Raw genomic sequence first — 26,199 nt, 5'->3', positions numbered from 1 at the left:
TCGAGCGCACGCACTCCTGGCTCAACCGCTTCCGCCACCTGCTGATTCGTTGGGCCAAAAAACCCGAAAACTATCTGGCCATGCTCCATTTTGCTTGCGCTCGAATCACCTGGTATAACTGCCTATTTGGATAGGCTCTTAGCCGCTTGACATATCCAGCAGCAGCTTAGTGCACGATGCGTAGCTCGTAGTGCGGCTCGGCCTTGCTTGTATCGGCAGACTCCACGGCGAAAGCGCCCACGCGGCTGGGGCCGTAGCCCAAATTCACCTTTACAAACTCATTGCGGGTAGGCAGTAAGGCCAGCACTTCCTGGCGCAGCAAGGCGAGGTCGTCCTGCATGTTCTGGATGCGCTGTTCCACTTCATCGGCATGCTGATCGAAGCTGCCGGTGGCGGGGCGGTGTTCAAAAGCCTGGTTAGCAAAGTCTTCACTGGCTGCCGCGTCGGGGAGCGACTTTGCTTCCACCGTTGCCTTGCGCAAGTCCTCCTCAGCTTCCAGGTAGGCTTTAACTTTTTCTTCGAGCGGAATCAGAGTAGGATCGAGGTAGTCGAGGTTGCTGGCCATGAATGGGGAAGGACGAAAGAGAAGTGAGTGTAGCTCGAAACAACGCAGATGCCGGCCGGAAGGATACAGCGAAGCACGGAAATACTGCTTTGGCTGCCCCATCCCGGCCTGCTTTCAGCACTGCGGCACTCCGGTTGCCAAGCCCGTAGACTAGGTGGTTCGGTGTGCTGTGCCAACTCCTCTTACCTTTGCCCAATGTCTGTACCATCTGCTTCCGACCCGATTGGCCACGCGCTGCTGGCTTATGTACACGGCAATAAGAAAGCCGAGCTAACGGTGCACAGCAATGTAGCCGAAGAAGAACCGTTACCCGCCAGCTACTTTTTTCGCACACTCTGGGAAATGCCTGAGCTTGAGCGTACTGCCCTGGAAGAATGCCGGGGCCGGATTCTGGATGCCGGGGCCGGGGCGGGCTGCCACAGCTTGGAGCTGCAAAGCCGGGGCTTTCAGGTGAAGGCCATTGATGCCTCGCCGGGGGCCGTGCAGGTGCTGCAGGAGCGCGGCGTGCGCGAAGTCGCTTGCCACGACCTGTTCGCACTGCCCACTGGGGAGCACTACGACACCATTCTGATGCTCATGAACGGTCTGGGCCTCGTCGGGACGCTGGACGGGCTGGAGCGCTTTCTGCAGTATGCCAAGCCCCTGCTGGCTCCTGGCGGCCAAATTCTGGCTACGTCTTCCGACATCAGCTACCTCTATGAGGAAGAAGATGGCGCGCTGGTGCTGAACCTGAACGGCCCGTACTACGGGGAAGTAGAATACTCGATGCGCTACGGCGACGAAACCGGCGCTACGTTTGAGTGGCTCTTTGCCGATGCCAGCCTGCTGCAGGACTACGCCGAAGAAGCCGGCTATGAAGTTGACTTTCTGGGTGAAGACGAGCAGCAGCAGTATCTGGTGCGTCTCACGCTGAAGCACCACTCACAGAACGCCTGAACGGCAAGCGCCAGCCAAGTAGAATTGGTATTTACCACAGAAATCCCTGCCAATAGCCGCGCTTTTTGATGTAGCCTAACAACTGTTTGTCTGAATGGAATACGCTAAAACGTACACCGCTCGCTGGGCCGACATGGACCCCAACGTGCACATGCGTCACTCCGCCTACACCGACTACGCGGCGCAGCTTCGCATCGAGTTTCTGGCCGAGCAAGGCTTCCCGTTGCCACGCTTCGCGGAATTAGGTATTGGCCCCATCTTATTTCGCGAAGACACTCGGTTTCTCAAGGAAATCGGGCTGAGCGAAACCATTCGGGTGACGGCCGAACTGAGCGGCCTAAACGCCGATGCCTCCCGTTGGCGCATCGTTCATACTATCTACAAAGCCGACGGCCGCGCCGCTGCCACTGTGTCCGTCGATGGCGCTTGGCTGGATTTGCGGCTGCGCAAGCTTACGATACCGCCCGCCGAGATGGCCGATGCGATGCGCCAGCTTACCCGGCACGAAACCTATGCCGACATCGAGCGGACGCCACGCCCGGCATAGATCCGGCAGTCGGCTTATTTGGTCAGCACCACTTTGCTGATGCGCTCCAGTTGCCGCTGGTGGTGCAACACGTGGTCTACCATGAAGTCCAGGGTTTGGTAGATGTTGAGCATACCCGAGCGAGGATGCTTGAAGATGTCCCGGTTCAGGAGCGACGACGGATATTCGTTCAGGATTTGCTCCAGCCGCCGCCGCACGGCCTCCCACTCGGCTTGCAGTTCTGTCAGGGCTGGTACGTCGTCCGTGGTCAGGGCCGCCAGGCGGGCGGGCGCTTTGAAGCGTAGAAACGGAATCCGGAGCAGCACGCGCAGCAAGCGGGAGCGAAGAAAGGTGCCGAACGTCGATTTCTCCAACTCTTCCGCCTGCAATACCTTTTTTTCGATGTACTGATTGATGCCCGTTTCGGCCACGAGCAGATGTTGCACTACTTGAGCCGCCGACCACTGCCCGGGGCCCGGCGTCTGATGCGCTTTGTCGCCGAGCGCCCCCGTCATGGCCAACAGGCGGTTGGTGGCTTGTTCAAGTTGCTCAAACCGGAGATGCAGACGATGATTCATGAGGGCAGGGGAGCGGGGAGAAGTAAGTAGCTTTGAGCAAAAGGTACGTAAAATCCGTAGCCCTGGCTCTGGTAGCGCCGCCGTACCGGTGGCAGTACTATCCGGTTACGGGTGACAACTAACTTACTATGAAACACTTGCCACCTGTGTTCATCCTCTGCAGCCCAGGGGCGCTCCATGCTCGAAGAATGATAAACTCAACACTCCTTTGAGCCGCTCGATGAGCAAGATGCTACCAGCTCGGGGCGTGGCAACAAGCGAAAATGCAACGCTCCGGAATCCGGAACGGTGGATAACAGGTGGGGTTTTCCTGCTCTATTGCCTGTATCTGCCTTTTTCCGGCTATTCGGAAATGGTGTACGACGGCCTCAACTACTGGACGTTGACCGAGCGGTTTTTCCAAGATGGCCGGTTTAGCCTGCTTGCCTACGACGATGCCCTGCGCGGCTACTTTCTGCCACTGCTTAACCTGCCAGCCAAGGCCGTCACGCACTTCACCGGCCTGGCGCCCCTGCACCTCACGCGCCTGATGGGTGCCGCTTGTGCCGCGCTGCTGTTTGGCTGGGCCGCACCGGCACTGTGGCGCGCGTTGTTTCCGCAGCACATCTTGGGCTGGTCGCCCCGCATAGCGTTTGCGGCGTTAGGCTTTCTGTTCTGGCGCGACCATTTCAATTTCGTGCTCTCCGACTTTCCCGCTCTGTTGGCGCTGCTGCTGAGCTTACGTCTGGCGGTGCGGGGAGGGAGCTGGTGGTACGCTTTTCTGGCCGGCGCCGGCCTGATGGCTGCCTACAATATTCGCCCCGTGTATCTGCTGGCTGCGCCGGTGCTGGTCGTCCTCACCCTGGTGGCTACGGCCGGGGTGGGCCGCCGCATAGCGGCGTTGGGCGGTTTGGTGCTGGGCTGTATGCTGATTAGCGGCCCCCAGCTACTCATGAACGGCCGGCACCACGGCCTCTGGACGCCGCTGGTGCTGTCGCGCGATGCGCGCCTGCCCACGGCCAACCTGTATCTGGCTCAGCTGGGGTGGGGTCTGGTTGTGCAGAAATATGAAACCAGCCTAGACCCGTCGTCGCCGTCGCCGCGCATGCTGTATACCGATGCTGCCGGGCAGGCTTTGCGGCAGCGGCGGTCTATGCATCATTTCGGCAGCTATGGCGCCTATGCCGCAGCGGTAGCGCACGAGCCGCTGGCGTTTGCCGCACTCTACGGCCGTCATCTTTTCAACGGCCTGGATGTGCAGTATCCCACGCTTTTCGTGCTCGACACGGAGCAACGGTCGGGGTGGTTGGCGCTGCTCCACTACTCTGTCTGGTTCGGGGCTTTGCTGGTAATAGGCTCTGGCAGGTACTCCCGGCCCACGGCGTTGCGGGTGGGCCTCGCGGCCGTGGCCCTGCTGCTGCCTTGCCTGGCTTCGCTGCCTATTGCCATCGAGTGCCGGTTTTTGCTCCCGTTGCAGCTGGTGCTCTACGCGGCCGCTTGCTTTGGCGGGGCCCAGCTGCAGTGGGGGCATCATCGGTGGGTGTGGCCGCGCCTGGCCGCCGTGGTAATAGCCTACGGAGTATTTCTGCTGCTCTGCTTCACGCTCTCGGCCCGCACGCACGCCCAGCTGACGTACGATGTAGGAGTGCTGGCCCCGTTGGGTGGGGCAGAGGTGCCCACAAAAAAGCCCTGACTAGCTAGCCAGAGCTTTTTTGTTCGTGTTAACCTTGTACTACCGGAGTGTCCAAGAAGTCGTTTGTGATACGTACGAACGCCCTACTGAGGCTGCCGAAGCATCTTGCGCACCACCGTAATCGATTACTACCGCAGTAGCGCTACTTCGGCAGGCGGATGCAAGTTCAGCACGGCGGTCTACCGACACTGCCCATAAGCAGGCTACGCTTTCTGATACATAACCTCCTTCACGGCCGTCACGGTGCGGGCTACATTTGGCAGCGACGCTTCAATCAGAGTCGGGGCGTAGGGTAGGGGCACGTCCATGCAGGTGATGCGCAATACGGGAGCATCGAGGAAATCGAATGCGCGGCGCTGCACGATGTAGGCCAACTCCGAGCTGATGCTGGCCAGGGGCCAGGCTTCTTCCACCACCACCATGCGGTTGGTTTTCTTCACCGATTCGATCAGTGTATCGTAGTCAATCGGGCGCACGGAGCGCAGGTCGATTACTTCGGCTTCAATGCCTTCCTTGGCCAGCTCATCGGCGGCGGCCAGGGCCACTTTCATCATTTTGCCAAAGCTGACGAGCGTCACCGACTTGCCGGGCCGCACGATGTTGGCTTTGCCGATTTCCAGCAAGTACTCTTCCTCCGGTACTTCGCCCTTGTCGCCGTACATCAGCTCCGACTCCATGAAAATCACCGGATCCGGGTCGCGAATGGCGCTTTTCAGCAGGCCTTTCGCATCGTAAGGCGTGGAAGGAACCACTACTTTCAGGCCGGGTGTGTTGGCAAACCAGTTCTCAAAATTCTGGGAGTGCTGCGAGGACAGCATGCCCGCGTTGCCGGTAGGACCCCGAAACACGATGGGGCAGGAGTATTGCCCGCCCGACATCGAATAGATCTTGGCCGCCGAGTTAATCACCTGGTCGATGGCGACCAGCGAGAAGTTGAAGGTCATGAACTCGATGATCGGAATCAGGCCGTTGATGGCCGCGCCCACGCCGATACCGGCAAAGCCCAGCTCAGCAATAGGGGTGTCAATCACGCGCTCCGGGCCAAACTCGTCGAGCATGCCCTGACTTACTTTATAGGCACCGTTGTATTCAGCTACTTCTTCGCCCATCAGAAACACGCGCGGGTCGCGCCGCATTTCTTCAGATAGGGCTTCGCGTAGGGCTTCCCGGAATTGGATGGTCCGCATAATCAGAGTGCAGAAATTCGAAACGTCAGAAACAGAAAGCCGGAAATTTTCCGGCCCGTAAAGCTACAACGAGCAGCCGGCACGGGCAAGCCTGTTTTCGTATCGATGGCCCAGGCTTCTTTCGGGAGAATTCAGGACGAGGTAGAGACGCATACCTGCGTCTCATCGTTGAACAGCCGTTAAGGGGGCAGAAAACGTCAGCAACGACTGAGACGCAAATATGTGTCTCTACACCTGTTCACGCTGCTCCTACGATCCTTCACACCGCTCCTGCGCTCATTCGCACCCTCCCTGCCATGGTTCACTGCAGCAGGGCAGCAGTAGCTTATGGGGGATACAGGTAGGGCGAAAGGCTATCTGGCTAAGAAATGATCTGGAGCCTCCCCGCTCGCCATTCGTTCAGCGTTGTAGCGGCAATGAGGCCGTGAACGGAAGCTGAAGAAGCCAAAGCCGCCAGTGCTTCTTCTGCTTCCGGGCTGCCGTACGGCAATAAGACGGACGCGGCCCACAGCCGAATGCCGACGTTTTCAGCATGGAGCAGCGGGCAAAGGGCTGGTATAGCCTGATTAGCGGCCAGCCACTTCACTGCTTTTATTATTTGGTCGTATGCTTTGTTGCCCACACGGTAGGTGCCGGCCGCAGTGGCTTCCGCCTGCCGGGCGGCGGCCAGACAAAAAAGCTCCAGCGCCTCGGTCTGATGGTGAATAGGCACAAGAGCTACCGCAGCACCTCCAGAAACATCTTGCCCCCGGCGTACTCCCGAAACTCCAGGTCTTCGACGGCGCGCTGGGCGTAGGTGCGGTCGAGCTGCACGGCGCGGCGCAGATTCTGGCCTAGCTGAGCTTCATCTTTGGCGCGGGCTGCTACCACGGCCAGGCAATAGTAGGCCAGTGGGTCGTTGGGTTTCAGCGCCAGGGCTTCCTGGTACAGATTGGTGCTGCCTTCATAGTTGCTTTTCAGCAGGTAAATCAGGCCCCGATTCATCGTGTTCTGGTAGGTTTTGCCGCTGTAGCTGAGGCTGCCCAAGGCATCATCGAGCTGCCCGACTTCGATTTCCAGCGCGGCTTTATCGGCAAATACCTTTTCCAGAATGGAGCGCGGGCCGCCGAGCTTGATGGCATAGTCGTAGTTCTGGAGGGCTTCGAGCCGGTCGCCGGCGCGGTGGTAGGCCGTGGCTACGCGGTAGAACAGGTCGGCGCTGGGGTTGCGGTGCGCGGCCAGCGTGAAGTTGGTAGCGGCCCGGCGCAGGTAAGCGTGGCGCACTTTGTCGCTCACTTCCTTGTCGGCGCGCTGCAACAGCACCACGGCCAGGTTATGGTAGGCTTCCCACCGGCCTGTAGTAGCCACCGCCGTTTCGTAGATGCGCTGCTTCTCGGCTAGCAGCGGCGTGAGCGTAGCCGAGTAGCGCAGTTCCTCGGGCGTGAGGGCGTCGGCCTCCATTTCCTTCTCCACTATCTTTTTGGAGAGCAAGTAAATTTCCGAATCGTAGCGCTTGGGCGCGGTGTACTCCACGGCGACGGTGCCAAAGCGCATCACCGGATAAATATATTGGTCCAGGTAGTCGTAGAAGGAAAGGCTGTGCAGGCGCTTCTCCTTCTGGGCAAACGTGCCCGGCACCTCATTGATAAGGAGCACGACCGAGTCAATTTGAGTAGGCTTCAATGCCGAGTTCTGCACCTTGTTCAGAAACAGGTCCCAGCGCCGGTGGTAGGCCACGGTTTCAAACGTAATGGCGCTGAGCTTATTGAGGTAAGAATCCGTATCAACGCGCTTTTTGTAGTAGCGCAGCAGGCCCGCCACGCGCTTGTCGGCCAGGCGGGCATCGTGGGCGTCGAGAGAGTCGGGCGAGTGGCCGGCGGCTATCATCACCTTTTGGGTATGCTGATTCGCCTCAATAAAATCTTCCAGGGCCTGCACGTTGGTGCCCAGATAATTGCGGATGGCGCTGCTGCCCTGATCGAAGAAAAAGGGCAAAATGCGGGTGCCGCTCCTATTGTTGTCGGCTGTTTCGGGCAGCAGACCGATGGCAGTATCCTGGCGCACCACTAGGCGGCCCGTTGTCACGATGCCACGGGCCAGCCGGATTGCTACGCCTTTCACGCGCTTCCCGTTGGCCTTCAGCTGACGGGCATCGGGCAGCGCCAGCAGCTCGCCGGGGCTTTTGCGCGGGGAGTAAGGAAAAGAAAACTGCTTGGTAACGACCAGCTGGTCCTTTTGCTCGGTGTCGTAGGTATATTCACCTGAAATAAACGTGAGCCGTCCCACGGTGTCTTCCCGCAGGCCGTTGTCGTAGCGGTAGGTGAGGCCCAGGTTGTAGGCGGCCCCCTTTTTCAGGTGTTTGGCGGGTACGCGGGCCGTCACCTCAAAAAGGACATTCTCGCCATTACTTTCCAAAACGGAAGGCCGCACCGTAACTTGCTGGCCTTCCTGCGCAACCTTTAGCATCCGGGGTAGCGTACACGCTGGCAGCACGAGTGCGGCCACTACCACCCACCCGAACGAAAACAGGCGCAAATAAACTCTCATAGGCGGAAGGCTAGGTAGGGCAGGCGAGACGGAATTTTCGGCTTACAAACGTAAAAACTGCGGTGGAAGGTCAGAAATTGCGCGCAATTGAGAAGATGGGGCTTGCTATCCGGCAAGTTTCTTGTTACTTTGAACAGTGTTAGCCGGGGTAATCGGTTATAAATCAGGAGCTATGAAACGATTAACCGACTTCATCGAACAGCAGAGCTTCGGGGTCTGCAATGCTTTGGGGAACCGTTTGGGCTTCTCCCGCAGCAGCGTCCGCCTCTCATTTGTGTACTCTTCCTTCTTCACGTTTGGGTCGCCCATCGTGCTGTATTTCGCCTTGGCCTTCTGGATGAATGTGCGCCGAGCCATGCGCCGGCAGCGCAGCACCGTCTGGGATTTGTAACTGCCAGCCCGTAAGTTCAGAGCACAACGTTACTGATCGGCGGGAAAATTGGTAGGAGTCAACTGCGAAAAAAAACGAATTTTCTTCCCGAAATACGCCCATACCAGACTGCCCGCATACACGCCCGGGCGCTGGTGCGTGAGCAGTTGCCGGGTGGCTAAGCGCCGTTGCTGCTGCCAATAGCGCCGGTTGCTGAAAACGTCACGGTGGGCACGCACTATGGCTTTGGCGTCGTCGGTAGCTCCCTGGCTGAGGAAGCGCAACGCGGCCACCCAATCGAGTAACAAGCGGGTCGTAACAATTCCGATGAGCTCCGAGGCCGCCACATTCTTGTAGACCAAGGCCAGCCCATTGCGAAAGTTCAGGTAGGTTTTGCGCGGGTTCGACTTGTGCAGCGTGCCGCCCCCAACATGGTACACCACGCTGCTGCCGTGATACCACACTTCCTGCCCGGCATTCCAGAGGCGCCAGCACAGATCGATTTCCTCCATGTGCGCAAAAAAGGCCGTTTCCAGGCCGCCCAGGCGCTGCCAGGTTTCGGCCCGCACAAACAGGCACGCTCCAGTGGCCCAGGCCACCGGACGCGGGTCGTCGTACTGGCCGCTGTCTTTTTCGAGGGTATCAAACAGGCGGCCCCGGCAGAAGGGGTAGCCCAGCCGGTCGAGGTAGCCGCCGCCGCCGCCGGCGTATTCGAATAGCTGGCGCTGGGCCGCATCGGAGCTCTGCTGCCGGATTTTGGGCTGGCAGGCTGCTACTTGCGGCCGCTGCTCCAGGAGTCCGCGTAGCGGGCGCAGCCAGCCGGGCGTCACTTCCACATCGGAGTTGAGCAGCATGTAATACTTAGCCTCTACGTGCCCCAATGCCATGTTATAGCCCGCGCAGAAACCCAGATTTTCAGGGTTTTGCACGATTTCGACTCCCGGAAACTCCCGGCGCAGCATGGCCACCGAGTCGTCGGTCGAGGCGTTGTCGGCCACGATGATGCGGGCACCGTCGGAGTGAGCCAACACGGCGGGCAGAAACTGCCGTAGCAGCTGTTGCCCGTTCCAGTTCAGAATGACGACAGCTACATCGGCACACGAATCGGCGGGTGCGCTACTATCAGAGGCCAAAACTGTTCAGATCGAGGCCGGGTAGGTTGGGGAGCAGACCAGCGGTCTTGCTTTTCAACTCCTCCTTGGCTTTTTCGCCAACTTCCGTCAGTGCTTTGTTTACGGCTGCTACCACCAGATCAGCCAGCATTTCGCGGTCCTGGGGTGTGAGCAACGACTCGTCGATATCGAGTTTGAGCAGCTGGCGTTGGCCGTTGGCGGTGGCTTTCACCAGGCCGCCCCCCGATTCTGCCGTGACGGTCAGATGCTGCAACTCGTCCTGGGCCTGCTTCATTTTCTCCTGAAGCTCTTTGACCTTGCCCATCATGCCCATCATATCAAACATAGGTCTTGAATCATTAGATCCAGCGTGCTGGACGGGTTGTAGAATACGGCCTCTCCTTCGTAAAAAAGGATGGATTCACTCCAGATTCTGCCGTTAAATTCCCTGATACAGGGTTTCGGCGGCAATTTACAGAAAGCCCACACAAAGGCCAGATCTTCGGCCTCGCTCTACGGGCCGAAGAGGATGCGGGACGGCGAGCCGCATTCGGCGGGCGTGTTTAGGAACCATGAATTCGAGGGTGTTACGACCAGGTGCGGACTACACTGGGTTGCTTTACGAGCGAATAGTACAGCTGGCCGAGTAAGTTATTTTTAGCTTTGCCCAAGTAGCTCGATTTCGTAATGGTCTGACTTCCAAGGTTTAAAAGTCTTCAGAGCGTGTTTAGGGTTTTTCAAAAAGATGAGTCTGTCATGCCGAGCCTGTCGAGGCATGACCCGAAAATCAAAATCCCAAACCCGTTCTTAGTGCTGGTCAATGCCATGCTGGCTCAGCAGGATGTATCCCTGAACTCTTCTACTATGGAAAGTCCCGATTCGCCGGCTGCGGCCTACCCGCCCCGGCCGACGAACGCCACGCCGGCCCAATACCTCGACTACGAGCGTGGCCTCTGGAATCATTTTCTCCTGGATGCAGCCTGGCGGCGCACGCGTTTCAATGCCCAGCCCAACGCGCTGCTGGTAGAAGCCGTGCGGGGCCGTGCCACCGGTATGGCCCTGGACGTGAACATGGGCGAGGGCCGCAATGCGCTTTATCTGGCACAACACGGCTGGCAGGTCACGGGCGTGGATATTGCGGATAAAGCCCTGGCTTTTGCCCAGCAGCGGGCCCAGCAGTTGGGCGTGCTGCTCACTACCGTTGAGCACGATGTGACTACGTATGACTGGGGCAGCAGCCAGTGGGACTTACTTGTGCTGTGCTACGCCGATGAAAGTACTCATGTAGCATCCGTACAAGCGGCGCTCAGGCCCGGCGGCCTGGTGGTGCTCGAAAACTTTCATCGCGACGCTACGCACACCCGTGGTAGCGCGTCGGGCCAGGTTATCGGCTTTGCCACCGACGAGCTGAAGAGCCTCTACAGCGCGGCCGGCTTTGAAATTATCCGCTACGAAGAGCCAATCGGCGTCGCCGATTTCTCCCGGGAAACTCACCGACTGGTGAAATTGGTGGCCCAGAAACCCAAAGTGGCCGCTTCGGCTGATAGGTAGGCGTTGCTTGCAAGCGTGGTTAGCGCAAGATGGTAATAGTACCGTGCTGCACCACGCGCTTGCCGGTCTCATCTACCGCCTCAAAGCGCCAAACGTAAGCCCCCGGCACTGGCACGGTAGCGCCCACCCGCCCATCCCAGACCTGGGTGCGGTCGGTGCCGCGAAATACCTGCTGGCCGTTGCGGTCCACGATGGTGAAGGTGAATGTTGACAGAAAACGGCCTTTTACTTCCAGCACATCGTTCAGGCCGTCGCCGTTGGGGGTGAAGGCCGTGGGCAGCATAGCCTTCATTTCCCGGCTCACGGTAGCAACATTAGAGTAGCTGGGTTGGCTCAAGCTCGGGCTGGTGGCTGCTATGCGGTAGCGCAGCAGCTGCCGGTCGGCGGGCGGGGTCAGGTCCAGAAAGGAGCCGCTGGCGGTAGCACCCGACAATGGCTGGGCCAGAACCGCGCCGCTGGCGTCCACTACTTGTACGGCATACTGTACGCTGGCTGCTGGGTCGGGGCCGCGCAGCTCGGTCCAGTTGAGCTGCACTGTGTTGCCAAGCAGGTCGGCGGCTCGGGCGCTGAGCACGACCGGGCAGAAAGGCGCACTGAGGGCCGACCTGTTGCCGCAGTCATCTACGAACTGGGCCTGATAGCAGGGAGCTGCTTCGGGATTCAGGGCCAGGGTAGAGTCGCGCAGGGTGCGGCGGGCCGTGAGGGCAAACTCGGTGGGCGCGCCCTGCCCCACCGTGCGCAGGTAGCGCACCCGGCCCCCGGCGGGCAAGCCCGGCACCGTGGCCGTAAGCAGCACCTGATTCGTCGGCGTGAAGCTGGCCACGAGCTGCGGCACCGGTAACGTGGAACTGGAAGTTGTGGTCAGGCAGGTTTCGTTCGAAACTACCGTGGTACTGGTGGTGCCGCTGCCGGTAGTCGTCTCCAGCTGGTAGCAGTAGCGCACGCCGCACGTCACGGCCGCGTCGGGGTAGCTGCGGCTGTTGGCTGGCAGGGTAGTCAATAGTTGACCGTCGCGCTTCAGCACAAAGCTGGCCGCGTTGGCATCGGTGGTCCAGGTCAGGGTATTTTGGCCACTGTCGGAGGTGCCGCTCAGCAAAACGGAGCACACGGGTGTCGAGGCCGGCAGGCCTGCGGTGGTGCACACATCCTGGATCCGCAGCCGGTAGCACGCCGGCGCACTTACGCCCCCGACACTTGCCCCGGTAGTGGTAAGCACCGCTTGGGGCACTATCCGGTATCCGCTGGGGCTGGTGGCGTCGGCTTGCTCCAGTACGTATTGGTAGCCCGTGGGCGCTGGCTCGAACTGTAGCTGCGCGGTGGTGCCGCTCAGCACGAGGCGGCGTACAACGGGCGTGGATGGCAGCGGCAGGGTTGTGAACTTGATACTATCGGCCCCCACGCACTGGCCCGTGTTGTAGCGGCCCTTCACCACTACCTGGCCCGTGGTTGCGCCTCCCGGTATGGGGTAGTTGCGGGCACCCGCGCCTTTGTTCACCCGGAGCAGCGGGCCGGTATTGATGCGTAGTGTGTAGGTGTCGTAGGCTTGGTCAGAGATGGTGACCCGAATGGAGCCGGGGGCGCAGGCTTCCACCTGAAAGGCGGGCTTGGGCACGGCCGCCACGTCGAATACGCGCAGAAAGATGGTGCCCGTGCCCGGATTGGAAGGATTTTGGGCGTTTTCGGCAATGGTGAGCTTTCCGGCCTGCGTCACGGTGAACGTATTGGTGCGACTGGTGTAGCCCGTACACGGAGCCGTAGCCAAATCAGCAGCCAGGAACTGGTAGTAGAGGGCGTTGCGGTCGACGGCACTACGCTCGGGGCACGTAATGGTGACCCGGATGCGCTGCCCCACGCACAAGCTTTGCAGCGGCTCGCCCGTGCCGGCGTCGAATACTTCGAAGGCCGTTGGGCAGCCCGCAGGCGGCGTATCCCGGCACTGGGCCCGGGCCTCCCCAAAGCCCGCCAGCAGCAGCAACAGCGCCATCAAACAGCAGCGGAAGTGATTCACAGCCTTCATAACGTAGGACATCCGCGTTTACGTTGTTTGCTCCGCTAAAAATAGAAATTTCGCCCGTATGCCCCAGCCCCATGCTGCCTACGGCCACTCGTAGCCGCGCACGAAAGCGGCGGCCGCGTGCAGATCGGGATACAGCACCCGGTCCTGGGCCACAAACTTTACTTTTTCGCGGAAGGCCACCACCACCTGCTCCAGTACCGCCGACGTGCGGGCGGGCCGCCGGAAAGCCAGCGCCTGGGTGGCAGTCAGCAGCTCAATGCCCAGAATCTGCTCGGCATTGTCGAGCACCCGGCGGGCTTTGGTGGCCGCGTTGGCACCCATGCTCACGTGGTCTTCCTGGCCGTTGCTGCTCACGATGCTGTCGACGGAGGCGGGCGTGCAAAGCTGCTTGTTCTGGCTCACGATGCCGGCAGCCGTGTACTGCGGAATCATCAGGCCGGAGTTCAGGCCGGGCTCGGCTGCCAGAAACGGCGGCAGTCCGCGCTGGCCACCAATAAGCTGGTAGGTGCGGCGCTCCGAAATGCTGCCCAGCTCGGCCACGGCAATGGCCATAAAATCGAGCGCCAACGCCAGCGGCTGCCCGTGGAAGTTGCCGCCGGACAGAACCAAATCGTCGGCGGGAAAGATATTGGGGTTGTCGGTTACGGCGTTGCACTCGGTTTCGAACACCTGCGCCACATAGGCCAGCGCGTCGCGGGAGGCCCCGTGCACCTGGGGCTGGCAGCGGAAGGAATACGGGTCCTGCACGGCCGTTTTGGGCTGCGCCTGCAACTCGCTACCCGCCAAAAAGCCCCGGATGCGCTCGGCTACCCGCAGCTGTCCGGCGTGGGGCCTGATCTGGTGCAGACGAGCGTCGAATGGTTCACTGCGACCATCGAAAGCTTCCAGCGACAACGTGCCGATGACATCGGCGGCCTGCGCCAGCCGCTCGGCCCGCAACAGGCAATGCACGCCGTAGGCCAGCATAAACTGGGTGCCGTTGAGCAGGGCCAGTCCTTCTTTCGCTTCGAGGGTAATGGGCTGCCAGCTAAATAGATGGAGGGCATCGGCGGCCTGCAGGCGGTAGCCCTCGTAGTTGACCTCGCCCAGGCCCAGCAGCGGCAGGCACAGGTGAGCCAGCGGGGCCAGGTCGCCACTGGCGCCCAGCGAGCCTTGCTGATAGACGACGGGCAAAATACCCCGGTTGTAGAAATCCAGCAGGCGCTGCACCGTGGCTACCTGCACGCCGCTGTGGCCGTAGCTCAGGCTTTGCACTTTGAGTAGCAGCATCAGGCGCACCAGCTCGGGTGGTACTTCCTCGCCCGTGCCGCAGGCGTGCGACATCACCAGATTGACTTGGAGCTGCTGCCGCTCTTCGGGCGCAATGCCGGTGTTGCACAAGGCCCCAAAGCCAGTGTTGATGCCATATATCGGCGCATCCGACTGGGCCAGCCGGTTCTGCAGATAGTGGTAGCAGCCCGCAATACGCTGGGTGGCTGCCGGGCTGAGCTTCACGGTTTGTTTGGTGGCCAGCAGCTGGCGCAGGGTAGGTAGGTCGAGGTGAGTGGTGGGGTCAATATGAAAATCGTCGGCCATGCGGGGGTGGGGAGAGGGGAGAGTGGGTGGCCCGAAAGTTGCTCAATCTTTTCCAAAGCAGCCCCGCCCCATTTCCCGCCGGGTAATAGCCGAAAACACGTATCGGGCATCATTCCGGATTCCGGCAGCCCCAGCGGGGTGGCCTATCGGTAGCAACGGACCGGCTGGATACCACCAAAGCCCCGGCGGGACGACACCCAACATTGAACGATTGGTGTCGCCCCGCCGAGGCTTGTTCCTGATGAATTGTCCTCGTCCTCCCAATAGGCTGCCCCGCTGGGCTGGCTGTGGGTGGAAGCGGCGAAAAGCAGTCTGACCGGGCGCTAGGCCAGCGCGGCTACAACTTCGGATAGCGTCAGTGTCTGCTCCTGACCAGTTCTCAGGTTTTTGAGCTTGAATTTATTCAGCACCAGCTCTTCCGGACCTTGCAGCAGCACGTAGGCAATACCTTTACCATCGGCATACTTGAACTGCTTAGCCAGCTTGGCGGCATCGGGATACAGCTCGCTGGCAATTCCAGCCGCCCGCAGCTCGCGCAGCACCGGCAGCATTGCGGCCATCGACGACGCGTCGAAATTGGCCACCAGGCAGCGAGTAGTGGCTGCCGCGCCTTCCGGAAACAAGTTTAGCTCTTCCAGGCAGTCGTAGAGGCGGTCGACGCCGAAGGAGAAGCCCACGCCCGATACGCCCGGCAGGCCGAACGCGCCGGTGAGGTTGTCGTAGCGGCCGCCGCCGCTCACGCTGCCCATGTTCACATTATTAATCTTGATTTCGAAGATGCAGCCGGTGTAGTAGGAGAGGCCCCGCGCCAGGGTCGGGTCAAATTCGAGGTTCTGGAACTGCTCAAAGCCAAAGCCGGAGAGGAAGTCCACGACCTGGCGCAGCTCCTGCAAGCCTTTGTAAGAATCGGGCGAATCGGTGGGCACCGTGGCCGTACCGAAAGCCGCCTGCAGCTGCTGCCGCTTCTCCGTGAACGAGCCTTCCACGGCCAGCAGGGCAAACAGCCGCTCGCTGGCTAGCGTCGAAAATCCGCGCTCCAGCAGCTCCTTCGTCACACCGTCGCGGCCTATTTTGTCCAGCTTATCAATGGCCACAAACAAATCGGATTCCCGGCCTTCGTCGCCCAACGCCTGGTAGATGTTGCGCAGCACGCCCCGGTGGTTGATCTTAATCGTAAAATCGGTCAGGCCCAGCGCGTTCAGCACCTCGCACATCATGAGCACAATTTCGGCCTCGCAGAGCAGCGAGTCGGTGCCCACCACATCGGCGTCGCACTGATAAAACTCGCGGTAGCGGCCGCGCTGGGGCCGGTCGGCGCGCCACACGGGCTGAATCTGGTAGCGCTTGAAGGGGAACACCAGCGTGCCCCGGTTCATGACGACGTAGCGGGCGAAGGGTACCGTGAGGTCGTAGCGCAGGCCCTTCTCGGCTACTTTGGGCAGCACCCGGCGGGTGGCTTTGCCGTCTTCGTTGGCCAAGTCGTCGGCCGTCACGTCTTTGAGGAAGTCGCCCGAGTTCAGTACTTTAAACAGCAGCTGGTCGCCCTCGTCGCCGTACTTGCCGGTCAGCACCGAGAGGTTTTCGAGGGTGGGCGTTTCGAGCGGGGCATAGCCGAACTTCTCGAACGTGCGGCGGATGATGCCGAAGATATAGTTGCGGCGGGCCACGACGGCGGGGCCAAAGTCGCGGGTGCCTTTCGGAATGCTGGGTTTGGAAATGCTCATCAGGAAGTAAGCGGAATGAAGGCGCGAAGGTACAACGGCCCGCCTGACTTCCGACCGCCACTGCGGGGCCAGCTACTGGGCGCTTCACATCATTATGTGAGGGCTATGACGCATTCTTACAATTGCCCGCCGCCCAGGAAGCTGTATCTTTGAAATGATGCAGATTTCGTGAGCCGTAGCTGGCCCTACGGCTTGTTCCAGTAATTTTCCTGAGTGGGCGAGCTGCCATCCGAAGAAGATCCGTGCTGTTGACCTCCTGCGCTTTCGTGCGCCACCGTTGCAACCCAACCTGAGCCTAGAGCAGCTTCCCGGAAGCTGACGTTGCGGGCACGCCCCGCCCTTCTCCCCGTCTCCCATTCCCATGTATATCCAGTCGTTTCTGCCTGCCCCGGCGCTAGCTGCGTACGTGGAGCAGTATTGCCTGTGGGATGTGGTGGCTGCACCCGAAGCTGCGGTGGCAGCGCCCGTGCTGCCGGAGGTGGCCAGCCGCCTGAGCATATGCTACAGCCACCCGGACGAAAGCCTGACCATGGCCGGCCGCGAAGTGCCAGCGACGCCCATGGTAGAAGTAGCGGGTATGCTAACCACCCGGCGACTTTCGTCGCGCCAGGCGGGGCACTTGGGCGGCCTGGGTATTTATTTCCGCCCCACTGGGTTTTTCAGTCTGTTTGGGGTGCCCTTATCGGCCGCAATCGATACGGCGCAGCAGCCGGAGAGCAGTGCCGGGCAGTTTGCCCGCGAGCTGGGGCAGCGCGTGAGTGCGGCTCCCACGCCGGCGACCCGGCTGGCGTCGGCCGAAGCCCTGCTGCTACGGCGGCTGCGGTGGGTGCAGCCCACGTCGGATGCCATGGCCCACGTCGCGGCTTTTATTCAGGCGCAGCACGGGCGGGTGTCGGTCGAGGAACTGGCCCAGGTCGCCAACCTAAGCCGGCGGCAGCTGGAGCGTCGGTTCGTGGCCGAAGTCGGGACGACTCCCAAGCTGTATGCCCGCATTGCCCGGTTCAACTACGTGCTGCGGTTGCTCGATCAGGCCGCCGCGCCCGACTGGCCCGGCATCAGTTACCAGTGCGGCTTTTTTGACCAGGCCCATTTCATTCGGGAGTTCCGGAGCTTCACGGGGGAGTCGCCGGGGCATTATGTGCAGCACTACCACGACGATGCCCACTTTTTCTGGGCCCGCTAGCGGCAGGTGTCGCATTCGTCCAATACTTCGGGGGCACCGCTTAGTATCTTGCTCCTGCTCTTCGCCCACCTGTCCCGATTACCCCTGACATGGACCCCACTGTGGGGCTCCCGGCTTCGCTTTGCCATTTTTTTCTCCTCCTAAACTCTTTCTGCACCATGAAAACACACCTGATTTTTCGTTTGAGCCTGCTGGCTGTTTTACTCGGCCTGTGCCCCGCCGTGGCGGTGGCCCAGATCAGCATCTACACCGAAGATGCCACAGTGCCGGGCACGGGGTACTGGACAATTGAGACCGACCAGAGCCGGCGCGACTACAGCGTGGTGCGCTTCTACACGGCCCAGCACGAGAAAATCTACGAGGAGCGGCTGGCGGGCTTGTGCCTGGATCCGAGCCGGGGCACGGGGCGGTGCCGGCGCACGGCCCAGCGGCTGAGCGCATCCCTGGGGCAGGCCCAGCGGGCGACCAACACGTCGATGGTGGCCCACGGCCTGGGCTTGGACCGCCGCGCCCAACGCCTCTACGCCGCTCGTTAACGGTCGGCTTGGGCTTCGTTTTTACCCGGCCCCGGTGCCTACATCAGGCACCGGGGCCGGGGTCATTTGCTGCTGTTGTCACTCCATGCCCTTTACCATGAACTTTTCACCATGAAAACGCACCTGTTTTTTCGCTTGCTGCTGAGTAGTCTGCTGCTGCTTGCCGGGCTGGCCTCGGCTGCGCCCCGGCTCACGCCCCCCACGAATGCACCCGTGGCCGGCTACTGGAATCTGGAAACCAATCTGCTTACCCGCGACTACACCATTATCCGCTTCTTCAACGACCAGCACGAGCTGGTGTATGAGGAGCGCCTTGATAACCTATGCCTTGACCTGAGCAAGGGCACCGGCCTCTGCCGCCGCACGGCCCGCCAGCTCAACGTGGCGCTGCACCACGTACTGCGCGACCCCAACAACGCCCGCCAAACAACCACGCAGCTGGCCCTGGAGCTGGGGCAGAGCCGCCGTGTGCAGCGCGTATATGCCGTGCGCTGATAAAGTAAATACGCAGGCTGTATATCCTCCCAAAAAAGAAAGCCCTAACCGTATGGTCAGGGCTTTTTCATGGTCGTGGAGCGGTAGGTTAGAGTAGGTTGACTTCCTGCACCGCATCGAGCAGCGACAAGGCCAGCATGGGCTGCGACGCTTCGTCGAGGTGGAGGAAATGGTGGCGCATTGCGTCGGGTACGTGACACAGCACGAGGCGGCGACTTTGGGCCCGCAGCACAAACGCATACGCCAGCAGAAGATCCACGGCTTCCTGCGTGAGCCGCTCCACAAGGCCACAGTCTACTATCACGGCCGGCCGGTCGCTGCGGCTGGCGCGGTGCAGGGCGCGGGTCAGCTTCACTTCCGTAGTCAGGGTAGCTATATCGGGGGAAAGAATGAGCAGAAACACGTTCGGCAGCAACTCCCGGTGCACGTCAAGCATAAGCATATCATAAGGGTCGCCCGCCGCCGCCCCGGCTACTGGCTGAAGCAGCACCGTCGACCCGTAGCCATTCACCCGCCGGAGTGGTGTCGGCTTTGTACCGCCTTAAAACGCCGATAGTTGTGCCCTCTGCAGCGATTCTACCATCATTTATAGTTTTTATACGCCCGGCCCAATTCTGCCCGGTGCCGGGCGGCGCTAGCGGGCGCGGCGGGCCTGCCACAGCACCGAGCCCGCCAGGGGCGCTTTTAGCGCCGTCCGGACGCCGGTCTTGCGCAGCACGCGGGTGGTCCAGTCGTTGCAGGTGCGCAGGGCGTGGTAGCGGCCCCGGGCCCGGAAGAAAAAATCCTCGGAGGTGTAGCCCGCCGCGTTGCGCAGCACCGTGGGGCCCAGGCTATCGGGCTGAAACGACTGCCGGATCAGGTTGGCCAGGCGTTGGTACTGGGCGGTGGAGATGCGCAGGGCCACCACTTTCTTGCCGGGCCGGGGCGCCTGGCGGTAGAAATCGACGTGCATCAGCGTGCGGTCCGGCAGCACGGAACGGAGGATGGTGCCCACTTTGGGAAAGTTGCCCCCGTACGACTCCACATAAAACTGCTCGCTGCCCCAGCCAAAAGCAGCGTACTCGTGCGCCGCAAACTGCGTCGTCAGGGTGGGCTGCGCCAATTGCCGGAGCCAGTCGGTGCCGGTGCGGGTTTCGCGCAGGGGCAGCACGAGGTCGGTATGGAACCCGTTGGACACCACAAATACCAGAATGCCGCCCGGCGTCTGCCGAAACTGCCGGTTGACGGGCACCAGCGTGCCGCCAAAAAACAGCAGAAGGAAAGCCAGGGCCGCGTGCATGAGCGGCTATACGTGGAAAATGGGACCGGGCGTGCTCCCAGTCAAGGGATTTGTACCCGAATAGGGAAAATTCTCCGAGCCAGAGGTTTTTCCCTATTCGGGTACAAATCCCTAGGTTGTGGTTCGCCTAGGTGGTGTCAGAAAAGACTTGTGCAGCATGACCGCCGTTTTGCCAAAATAGAGTTTCCAGACACAGCCTAATTTGCCTGTCCTAGAGTCGGCTTTTTTATGAGCTGATCGAGCAAGGAACGCAGGGCGGCTGGGCCGTCGGGGCCGTATAAAAACGCATGGCCGCCTGCGGGCCGGGCCGCGAAGTGCCACTGCCGGGCCTGCCCGTGCTGCTGCGCGTAAATGGCTTGCACTGCTTGGTAAGAAACCACCTCGTCGTCTTGCGCATGCAGCGAATACAGCGGAGCGCCCCGGCGCAGCTGCTTGAAATGCAACGGGCCGAGGGCGCTGGCCGGCAGGGCCGAAATGGCAAAGAAGCCCGCAAAGCCCGCCGGCGACTGGCACGCATACCAGAAAGCTGCGGTGCCGCCGTTCGACATGCCGCCCAGATACACGCGGCGGCTGTCGATGTGGTAGCGCTGCTGCACCTGCTTTATCATGGTGCGCACGTTGTCCAAGGCGGCCCGCTGGTTTAGCCAGCCAAACGAGTTGCGGCCGAAGGGGTAGAGCACCAGTGTGTTGTGGGCGGCAGCGGCGGCAAAAATGGGTTCCTGTGCCACCCCTGGGTCGGCGGCCTGAAACTGCGTGGTGCTCATGATGCCGCCGTGCAGATAGACGAGCAGCGCCGTGGGACGAGCCGGTTGGTAGGTGGTGGGCACATACACCAGATAAGGCACCCGCACCGTATCGACCGGGGCGTAATACAAAGCAAAGCCAGGTTGGGCGGCCGCGTAAGTACTTTTCTTGGGTGGCGAAGGAAGCGCCTGACGCAACGCGGCACTCTGCCACTCGGCGGCGGCGCGTTGCGCTTCGGCGGCGCGCCGTACCGCCGCCTGCCGCAAGCTGGCCAGGAAACCGTTCCACGCCGGAAAGCCGTGCAAGCTGCTTAAGCTGGCGTCCTGCGCCATCTGATCCACGTCGCGCGCGGTGATGGGCAGCATAGGCTGGCGGGTGAGGCGCAGCAGCCAGCGGAGCGCCTGCTGCTGCCGGCCGGGGCAGTTGGCCGCCGCCCCGGCCCCGGCATACAGGTCGAATGGCCCCGCTTTGGTGCTATCGGCAAAGGCCCGCTCAAAAGCAGCGGTGGCCGCACAGTAGTTTTTTTGACCTAGCTGCTGAGCGGCTCCTTCCAGTAGCTGGTCATACGTTTGGGCTTGGGCTTGGGCTTGGGCGAGTGGGCCATTCAGCAGCAGCAGGGCGGCAACAAGTAGTAAGCGGTGCATGAGTTAAAATTGGTTAGTGCCTCTTACTGCAGCTTCCGGAGCTGGTCGGCAGCGTTCTGGCTTTTGGGGTCGAGCTTCAGCACCTGCCGGTAATTCTTGGCTGCCAGCGTTTTGTTGCCCAGCTCCTGGTAGGTTTCCGCCAGACTGTCGTAGCAATTGGCGCTTTTGGGGTGCAGACTCACGTTCAGCTTGAAGACTTCCACGGCTTGCGGCACCTGCTGTTGGCGCAGCAGCGAGTAGCCCCAGTCGTTTACTTCGTCTTCGGGCAGCGTGTAGCCGGTATTTTTCTTCTGCTCTTTTCGCACCAGCTCCAGGGCATGGTCGAAGCCGCGCTGGCGCAGCTCGTTGTGCAAGGCCCGGAGCTGCGGGGGCATGCCAAAGCCGGCGGCCACACGCATATCGGGCACGTAGTAGCTGGCTATTTCATCCACAAATCGGTCGGGGTTAGCGCCCGTCAGGTTGGTGAGCACCACCACGGCCAAGTCGTCCTCGGGGTAGATAAATACGGCTGACCGGCCGCCGCCCACGGCTGCCACCGCCCGGTGTTCGGGCCGCGCCACAGTAGGCCAGCCCAGGGCATAGCCGTTGAGCTGCTTGCTGAAGCCGCGCGTGGTGCCATTGTTCAGCAGCCCCGGCGTCCAGAGAGTCGTCAGGCTGGCGGGTTGCAGCAGTTTACCTTGTTGGAGGGCCAGCACCCAGTGGGCCATTTCTTCGGCGGTCGAATTCAGCCCGGCGGCGGTGCGCAGCATGGGCGCAAATACCTCGAACATATTCTGCGGCTGCTGGGTGCGCTGCAGCTGGCCATCAACCGCATGAAAGTACGTGTAGCCACGGGCACTGCCCCGCAGAACGTCGTGGGCGTCGCCGAAAGCGGTGCGGGGCATATCTACCACCTGCAGCTGCTTCTCCGTGATGACCTGCGCAAAGGGCTTGCCGCTGAGCTGGTCGATTACTTTGCCCAGCAGCAGGTAGTTGGTTTGATTGTAGCTGAACCGCTCCCCGGTTTTGTAGGGCATCGGCAAGGTCTGCACCGCTGCCCAGGCTGCCTGCTGATCGGCTGCCGTCACTTGCTTGTCCTCGGGCAGGATGTCGGGAATGCCCGACGAGTGGGTGAGCAGCTGCCGGATGGTAACAGGCTGCCAGGCGGCGGGTAAATTCGGGAGGTACTGCCCAACGGGTGCCGCCAGATCCAGCTTGCCGGCCTCTACCAGCTGCATCACCGCCACGCCCACAAACGCCTTGGTGATGGAGTTAATCGGAAACAGCGTGCGGCGGGTTACCGGTACCGAGTCCTGCAGATTGGCCAGCCCGTACTGTGCCAGCTTCACAATTTTGCCATGCTGAATGACGGCCAGCTGCATGCCGGGAATACGCATCTGCTGCATTTTGGCAGCCAGAAAGATGTCTAGGCTGTCCTTGGTGAGTGGAGCAGCGGTTTGGGCCTTAGCGGTAGCCGTAGTCAGGCAGAGCGCAACACACAAGCTGGCAAGTGCAGTAGATTTTTTCATAACGCAGGAGAAATAGGAAATGGGAAAAGGAATCTGCTGAGCCAGTAGTGCGAAAAGATGCAGCTTGCGGCCAGCGTATGGAGAAAGTGTGGGGAGTCGGAGTCTTACCCGCCGAAGCCGCCGCCGCCGCCCTGGGGCGCTGCCTCTATTTTCTTCGGCGGCTTATTGGCCCCGAAATACCAGGAGAAGCCCAGGTAGCCGACCCGCGTTTCGTACTTGTTGAGGTAGGTAGCCCGGAAGTCGTTGGCCCCGAAAGCCTCAATGCGCTGGCGCTGGGTGTTGAACACGTCGCTCACCCGCAACGTCAGGGCGGCGCGGTCGGCGAAGAGCTTCTGGCGCAACGCCACATCGATGCCGCCCTGGGGCAGCAGGCGGCCCTGGGGTGTAATGACGGCCGCCCGGTACGTACCCGTGAGTTGCACGTCGAGCTTGGGCGTGGGCGTGAAGCTGTTCAGCAGGCGGGCCGTGCCGGTGAGGTTGCTGCGGCTGGCTTCGGTGGCGGCCAGGGCCGTTACGGTGCTGCGAAACAGCGAGCCGCTGGCCGTCAGGCGCCACCACTTCGTCAGGGGCTGGTTCAGGGAAAGCTCGGCTCCGTAGCTCTGGCTCTGGCCGAAGTTGCGGTTCAGCTCCGCCGTCACCACGCCGGCCGCCCCGTTCAGGCGCGTCGCCAGCGTATCGACCTCCCGGATGCGCTGAATGGCGTTGGTCGTATGGCGATAAAAAAGCGTGGTATTCACGCTGGCGCTGCCCATCGACACCTGGTGGCCTAGCTCAAAGGCATTGCTGTATTCGGGGCGTAGGCTGGGGTCGCCGAGGCGGTAGCTGCGCGGGTCCTGGTAGAGCGGGAAAGCCAGCAGCTGCATGAAGTTGGGGCGGTTGAGGCGGCGGGCATAGCTGAGCTGCAGGCGCTGGTCGCCGGGCAGCGTGCGCACCACGGTAGCCGACGGAAATAGGTTCAGGTAGTTCAGGTTGAACGCGCCCTGGCCGCCTTGCACGTTGCCGGTGGTGCGGGTGTACTCGGCCCGTACGCCGCCCTGGTAGCTCCACTTGCCGCGCTGGTATTGGTAGGTGGCATAGCCGGCCTGCAGGTATTCCCGGAACGTATAGGCCACCGAGCGGCTGTCGACGCGCGCGTATTCCGTGGGCTGATCGGTGCGTTGCAGCAGGTAGTCGTCGGTACCGTTGTTGGTTTGCCACTGGCCTTTCAAGCCCAGGTCCAGGCGGCTGGTCGAGTCCAGGGGATGCGTGTAGTCGGCCTGGCCATACACGGCCTGCAAACGCACCCCCAGATCCTGCTTCCACTCGGGTTCCGGTACGGCGTTGCTGGTCAGCTGCTGGCCCACTACCACGTTGGCCCACAGGTTGGTATAGCCCAGGTTGGTCGTCAGCTCCCGGCCTTTGTGGGCGGCCCAGGTACGCCGGTAGTCCGACGATACGTCCAGGGTTTTTACGTCTTCAGTCACCCGCTGGCTGTTGCGTTGGGGCACGTCGTTCAGGCGGGCCGTCTGGGTGGCGCTGTTGTTGCCACGATTCATTTGCGGCTCGGCCGTGAATGTCAGACTTTGCTCGGGGCTGAAGGTGTAATCGAAGCCCACCCGGCCGTCGTGCGAAGTACTGTGGCGCTGTCCCCGGCCTTGCTGGTACACCCGAAAAGGTACATCCTTTACTACCGCCGTCTGGTCAACCGTATTCTCGTTCTGATACCGGTCGTCGCGGGCGTTGTAGCTGCCAAACAGATTCATTTTGCCCTGGTGCCGGTTCAGGCTCAGGGAAGTGTTGTACTTGTCGGCGCTGCCTACATTGGCTGTGGCTTGCCCGTTCCAGCCGTCATGGCGCTGCTTTTTCAGAATAATATTGATGACGCCGCCCGCGCCGCCCGCGTCGTAGCGGGCCGATGGATTCGTTACTATTTCCACTTTCTCAATGGCGCTGGCCGGAATCTGCTCCAGCCGGGTGCCGGTGCCGCCATTGGCCGCCCCGGAAGGCTTGCCATCAATGAGCACCGTAATATTGCTGCTGCCACGCATGCTCACCGTCCCGTTCTGGTCCACGGCTACCGAGGGCACATTTTGCAGCACGTTCAGGGCAGTGCCACCTACGCTGGTGAGGTCCTTCGCCACATTAATCACCTTCTTGTCCAGGTTATCGACCACGGTGGCCCGCTCGCCCTGCACCGTAACGCCCGCCAGTTGAGTAGTGGTTGAAATCAGCCGCAAAGCCCCCAACTTCGCCACCGGCGCAGCGGCCGAAAGTGCTACCGGCTGCCGCAGCGGCTTATAACCCAGCACCGTAGCCCGCAGCATATAGGTGCCAAAGCCCAGCCGAGAGAAATCGAACGTGCCATTCTCGCTGGTCTGGCCCCCCTGGACGAAAGTAGAATCCTGAGCCCGCAACACCGCTACGGTGGCAAACGGCAGTGGCTGCCCCGTTCCTTTATCCATCAAAAGTCCCGATAATGAGCCTGTTACGGGTGCCGCGTTTTGCGCTTGCACGCCTAGTGGGAAGAGCGTAAGGAGCAGCCCCAGGCACCGCAGTGCCCGGCGAAAAGTAGAGGAGGAGTTCATGCGAATGAGAAAGTGGGTGAAAAAACCGGGCAATGGGGAGCCATTCCAGGCGGCCGCGGCGCCGCTGGGGTTCCCTAGTGCAGGGGTTGAATCAAGGGGTGTAAAGGACTTGCTAAGTCAGATTGTCGGTTGTGGTGCCGATTGGCCCCGGCGCTCGTAGCCTGTAGGAATATGCTGCGGTGTGCCGGTGGCGGAACGGTAATCCTGGAGTAGCGCCCAGTTGACTAATGGGGTAAGCTATTTGATAGAACAAATATATAAGAAGGTACTATGCAAAGCAAGGTACTAAGGCAAAAAAAATAATTTCTTGCGCCAGTATCGCCCCCTTGCCCTTGAAGTGTAATAGAGGCGTTGGCACTAAAAAGACCCCAAGCGGCAGCGGAGCTTAGGAAAAAGTAAGCTCCGCTGCCTGTGGCACTCTGCCCGAATAATGGGCCAATACGCTGGTGGGAGCGGGTTTTAGCGGCTGGCGTAGAGGCGCTGGGCGCGGCGGTCCAGGCCGAGGCCGTGGGCCACCATCGACGTGTTGGTCGCCCGCTGGGCCTGCCCCAGGGCCGCACTCAGCCGCTGGGCCGTGCGCCGGCACCGTCCCGTGCCCCGGCTCGGATCCAGGCACAAGCCCGCCAGCCGCTCCTCGTAGATTTTCTCGTGCTGGGCCGTGTAGAAGCGCACCACGCTGTAGTCGCGCCGGCTCTGGTCGGTCTCAATTGTCCAGTACCCCGTGCCCGGAGCAGCGGCATCTTCGGTGTAGATGGTAGGCTGAGCTACTGCCAGCGTAGCCGACAGGCCAAATAGAACGGCTACCAAACTCAAACGGGAAAACAAGGAAATTTTCATGGCGCAGAAAGTGACAGGGTGAAACAGCGTTGAAAGTGTCGCGGCAGAAGCCACCGACGAGAAAGTGAGC

The 26,199-nt window shown here is 61.1% G+C and carries 24 protein-coding genes and 1 pseudogene; 9 read left to right on the top strand and 16 right to left on the bottom strand.

Annotated features, from left to right (window positions below):
* Positions 1-134: pseudogene (locus E5J99_RS01350) on the top strand (IS5/IS1182 family transposase); the annotation flags it as partial.
* A gap of 32 nt (positions 135-166) precedes the next feature.
* On the opposite strand, the gene E5J99_RS01345 reads toward E5J99_RS01350, so the two are convergent.
* A complete protein-coding gene (locus tag E5J99_RS01345; RefSeq protein ID WP_135495911.1) occupies positions 167-565 on the bottom strand; it encodes a hypothetical protein in 399 nt (132 codons plus the stop codon).
* Positions 566-760: 195 nt separating this feature from the next.
* On the opposite strand from E5J99_RS01345, the gene E5J99_RS01340 reads away from it, so the two are divergent.
* Positions 761-1,501 carry a class I SAM-dependent methyltransferase gene (locus tag E5J99_RS01340; protein WP_135495910.1) on the top strand — a complete coding sequence of 247 codons (741 nt, stop codon included), beginning with the start codon at positions 761-763 and terminating at the stop codon, positions 1,499-1,501.
* A gap of 94 nt (positions 1,502-1,595) precedes the next feature.
* A complete protein-coding gene (locus E5J99_RS01335) occupies positions 1,596-2,048 on the top strand; it encodes an acyl-CoA thioesterase (protein ID WP_135495909.1) in 453 nt (150 codons plus the stop codon).
* A 14-nt stretch (positions 2,049-2,062) separates the two neighbouring features.
* Here the strand turns inward: E5J99_RS01335 and E5J99_RS01330 are convergent, their stop codons facing one another.
* Positions 2,063-2,605 (bottom strand): DinB family protein, encoded by a 543-nt coding sequence (locus E5J99_RS01330; RefSeq protein ID WP_135495908.1) that lies wholly within the window; start codon positions 2,603-2,605, stop codon positions 2,063-2,065.
* 247 nt (positions 2,606-2,852) lie between these two features.
* Between E5J99_RS01330 and E5J99_RS01325 the strand changes: the two genes are divergently transcribed.
* A complete protein-coding gene (locus E5J99_RS01325; protein ID WP_135495907.1) occupies positions 2,853-4,277 on the top strand; it encodes a hypothetical protein in 1,425 nt (474 codons plus the stop codon).
* Positions 4,278-4,480: 203 nt separating this feature from the next.
* Here the strand turns inward: E5J99_RS01325 and E5J99_RS01320 are convergent, their stop codons facing one another.
* The 3 genes from E5J99_RS01320 to E5J99_RS01310 all read right to left on the bottom strand — a co-directional run bounded on the left by E5J99_RS01320 (position 4,481) and on the right by E5J99_RS01310 (position 7,990).
* Positions 4,481-5,464, bottom strand: coding sequence for a pyruvate dehydrogenase complex E1 component subunit beta (locus E5J99_RS01320; RefSeq protein ID WP_135495906.1), 984 nt, complete (start codon positions 5,462-5,464; stop codon positions 4,481-4,483).
* A gap of 361 nt (positions 5,465-5,825) precedes the next feature.
* The gene (locus E5J99_RS01315; protein ID WP_135495905.1) at positions 5,826-6,176 is read right to left on the bottom strand and encodes a DUF2019 domain-containing protein; all 351 of its coding nucleotides are present in this window, start codon (positions 6,174-6,176) and stop codon (positions 5,826-5,828) included.
* A 5-nt stretch (positions 6,177-6,181) separates the two neighbouring features.
* Positions 6,182-7,990: a tetratricopeptide repeat protein gene (locus E5J99_RS01310; protein WP_135495904.1), complete on the bottom strand. Its 1,809-nt coding sequence runs from the start codon at positions 7,988-7,990 to the stop codon at positions 6,182-6,184.
* Between the two features lie 172 nt (positions 7,991-8,162).
* Here E5J99_RS01310 and E5J99_RS01305 point away from each other — a divergent pair, with 172 nt between their 5' ends.
* Positions 8,163-8,381 carry a PspC domain-containing protein gene (locus E5J99_RS01305; RefSeq protein ID WP_135495903.1) on the top strand — a complete coding sequence of 73 codons (219 nt, stop codon included), beginning with the start codon at positions 8,163-8,165 and terminating at the stop codon, positions 8,379-8,381.
* 29 nt (positions 8,382-8,410) lie between these two features.
* On the opposite strand, the gene E5J99_RS01300 is transcribed toward E5J99_RS01305, so the two are convergent.
* Entirely contained in the window at positions 8,411-9,493 is a 1,083-nt protein-coding gene (locus tag E5J99_RS01300; protein ID WP_135495902.1) for a glycosyltransferase family 2 protein, read from the bottom strand.
* Complete coding sequence (locus E5J99_RS01295) at positions 9,483-9,818, bottom strand: YbaB/EbfC family nucleoid-associated protein (RefSeq protein WP_135495901.1); 336 nt, start codon at positions 9,816-9,818, stop codon at positions 9,483-9,485. The genes E5J99_RS01300 and E5J99_RS01295 overlap by 11 nt, the downstream gene beginning before the upstream one ends.
* Positions 9,819-10,336: 518 nt before the next feature.
* Between E5J99_RS01295 and E5J99_RS01290 the strand changes: the two genes are divergently transcribed.
* Positions 10,337-11,023 carry a class I SAM-dependent methyltransferase gene (locus tag E5J99_RS01290; RefSeq protein WP_167851924.1) on the top strand — a complete coding sequence of 229 codons (687 nt, stop codon included), beginning with the start codon at positions 10,337-10,339 and terminating at the stop codon, positions 11,021-11,023.
* A gap of 19 nt (positions 11,024-11,042) precedes the next feature.
* Here the strand turns inward: E5J99_RS01290 and E5J99_RS01285 are convergent, their stop codons facing one another.
* The 3 genes from E5J99_RS01285 to hisS form a co-directional block, all read right to left on the bottom strand.
* Entirely contained in the window at positions 11,043-13,040 is a 1,998-nt protein-coding gene (locus E5J99_RS01285) for a T9SS type B sorting domain-containing protein (protein WP_210114391.1), read from the bottom strand.
* 78 nt (positions 13,041-13,118) lie between these two features.
* Positions 13,119-14,615 (bottom strand): histidine ammonia-lyase, encoded by a 1,497-nt coding sequence (hutH, locus tag E5J99_RS01280; RefSeq protein ID WP_135495898.1) that lies wholly within the window; start codon positions 14,613-14,615, stop codon positions 13,119-13,121.
* A gap of 323 nt (positions 14,616-14,938) precedes the next feature.
* On the bottom strand, positions 14,939-16,339 hold the full coding sequence (hisS, locus tag E5J99_RS01275) for a histidine--tRNA ligase (protein ID WP_135495897.1): 1,401 nt from the start codon (positions 16,337-16,339) through the stop codon (positions 14,939-14,941).
* Positions 16,340-16,700: 361 nt separating this feature from the next.
* Between hisS and E5J99_RS01270 the strand changes: the two genes are divergently transcribed.
* The 3 genes from E5J99_RS01270 to E5J99_RS01260 all read left to right on the top strand — a co-directional run bounded on the left by E5J99_RS01270 (position 16,701) and on the right by E5J99_RS01260 (position 18,553).
* Positions 16,701-17,522, top strand: coding sequence for a helix-turn-helix transcriptional regulator (locus tag E5J99_RS01270; RefSeq protein WP_135495896.1), 822 nt, complete (start codon positions 16,701-16,703; stop codon positions 17,520-17,522).
* A gap of 158 nt (positions 17,523-17,680) precedes the next feature.
* A complete protein-coding gene (locus E5J99_RS01265; RefSeq protein WP_135495895.1) occupies positions 17,681-18,058 on the top strand; it encodes a hypothetical protein in 378 nt (125 codons plus the stop codon).
* 111 nt (positions 18,059-18,169) lie between these two features.
* Positions 18,170-18,553, top strand: a complete 384-nt coding sequence (locus tag E5J99_RS01260) for a hypothetical protein (protein WP_135495894.1) — start codon at positions 18,170-18,172, stop codon at positions 18,551-18,553.
* An 88-nt stretch (positions 18,554-18,641) separates the two neighbouring features.
* Here the strand turns inward: E5J99_RS01260 and E5J99_RS01255 are convergent, their stop codons facing one another.
* The 6 genes from E5J99_RS01255 to E5J99_RS01230 all read right to left on the bottom strand — a co-directional run bounded on the left by E5J99_RS01255 (position 18,642) and on the right by E5J99_RS01230 (position 26,129).
* Positions 18,642-19,064, bottom strand: a complete 423-nt coding sequence (locus E5J99_RS01255; RefSeq protein ID WP_135495893.1) for a hypothetical protein — start codon at positions 19,062-19,064, stop codon at positions 18,642-18,644.
* A gap of 123 nt (positions 19,065-19,187) precedes the next feature.
* Positions 19,188-19,832: a TIGR02117 family protein gene (locus tag E5J99_RS01250; RefSeq protein WP_135495892.1), complete on the bottom strand. Its 645-nt coding sequence runs from the start codon at positions 19,830-19,832 to the stop codon at positions 19,188-19,190.
* Between the two features lie 197 nt (positions 19,833-20,029).
* Entirely contained in the window at positions 20,030-21,220 is a 1,191-nt protein-coding gene (locus E5J99_RS01245) for a hypothetical protein (protein ID WP_135495891.1), read from the bottom strand.
* 23 nt (positions 21,221-21,243) lie between these two features.
* Positions 21,244-22,728, bottom strand: a complete 1,485-nt coding sequence (locus tag E5J99_RS01240; protein WP_135495890.1) for a serine hydrolase — start codon at positions 22,726-22,728, stop codon at positions 21,244-21,246.
* 104 nt (positions 22,729-22,832) lie between these two features.
* Positions 22,833-25,292: an outer membrane beta-barrel family protein gene (locus E5J99_RS01235; protein ID WP_135495889.1), complete on the bottom strand. Its 2,460-nt coding sequence runs from the start codon at positions 25,290-25,292 to the stop codon at positions 22,833-22,835.
* A gap of 459 nt (positions 25,293-25,751) precedes the next feature.
* Positions 25,752-26,129: a hypothetical protein gene (locus tag E5J99_RS01230; RefSeq protein WP_135495888.1), complete on the bottom strand. Its 378-nt coding sequence runs from the start codon at positions 26,127-26,129 to the stop codon at positions 25,752-25,754.
* Positions 26,130-26,199 lie beyond the last annotated feature (70 nt).

Origin of the sequence: Hymenobacter elongatus, from assembly GCF_004745955.1 — a bacterium.
Lineage (GTDB): Bacteria > Bacteroidota > Bacteroidia > Cytophagales > Hymenobacteraceae > Hymenobacter > Hymenobacter elongatus.
The sequence above is the reverse complement of the archived record's forward strand: the minus strand, read 5'-3'. Positions and strand labels throughout refer to the sequence as shown.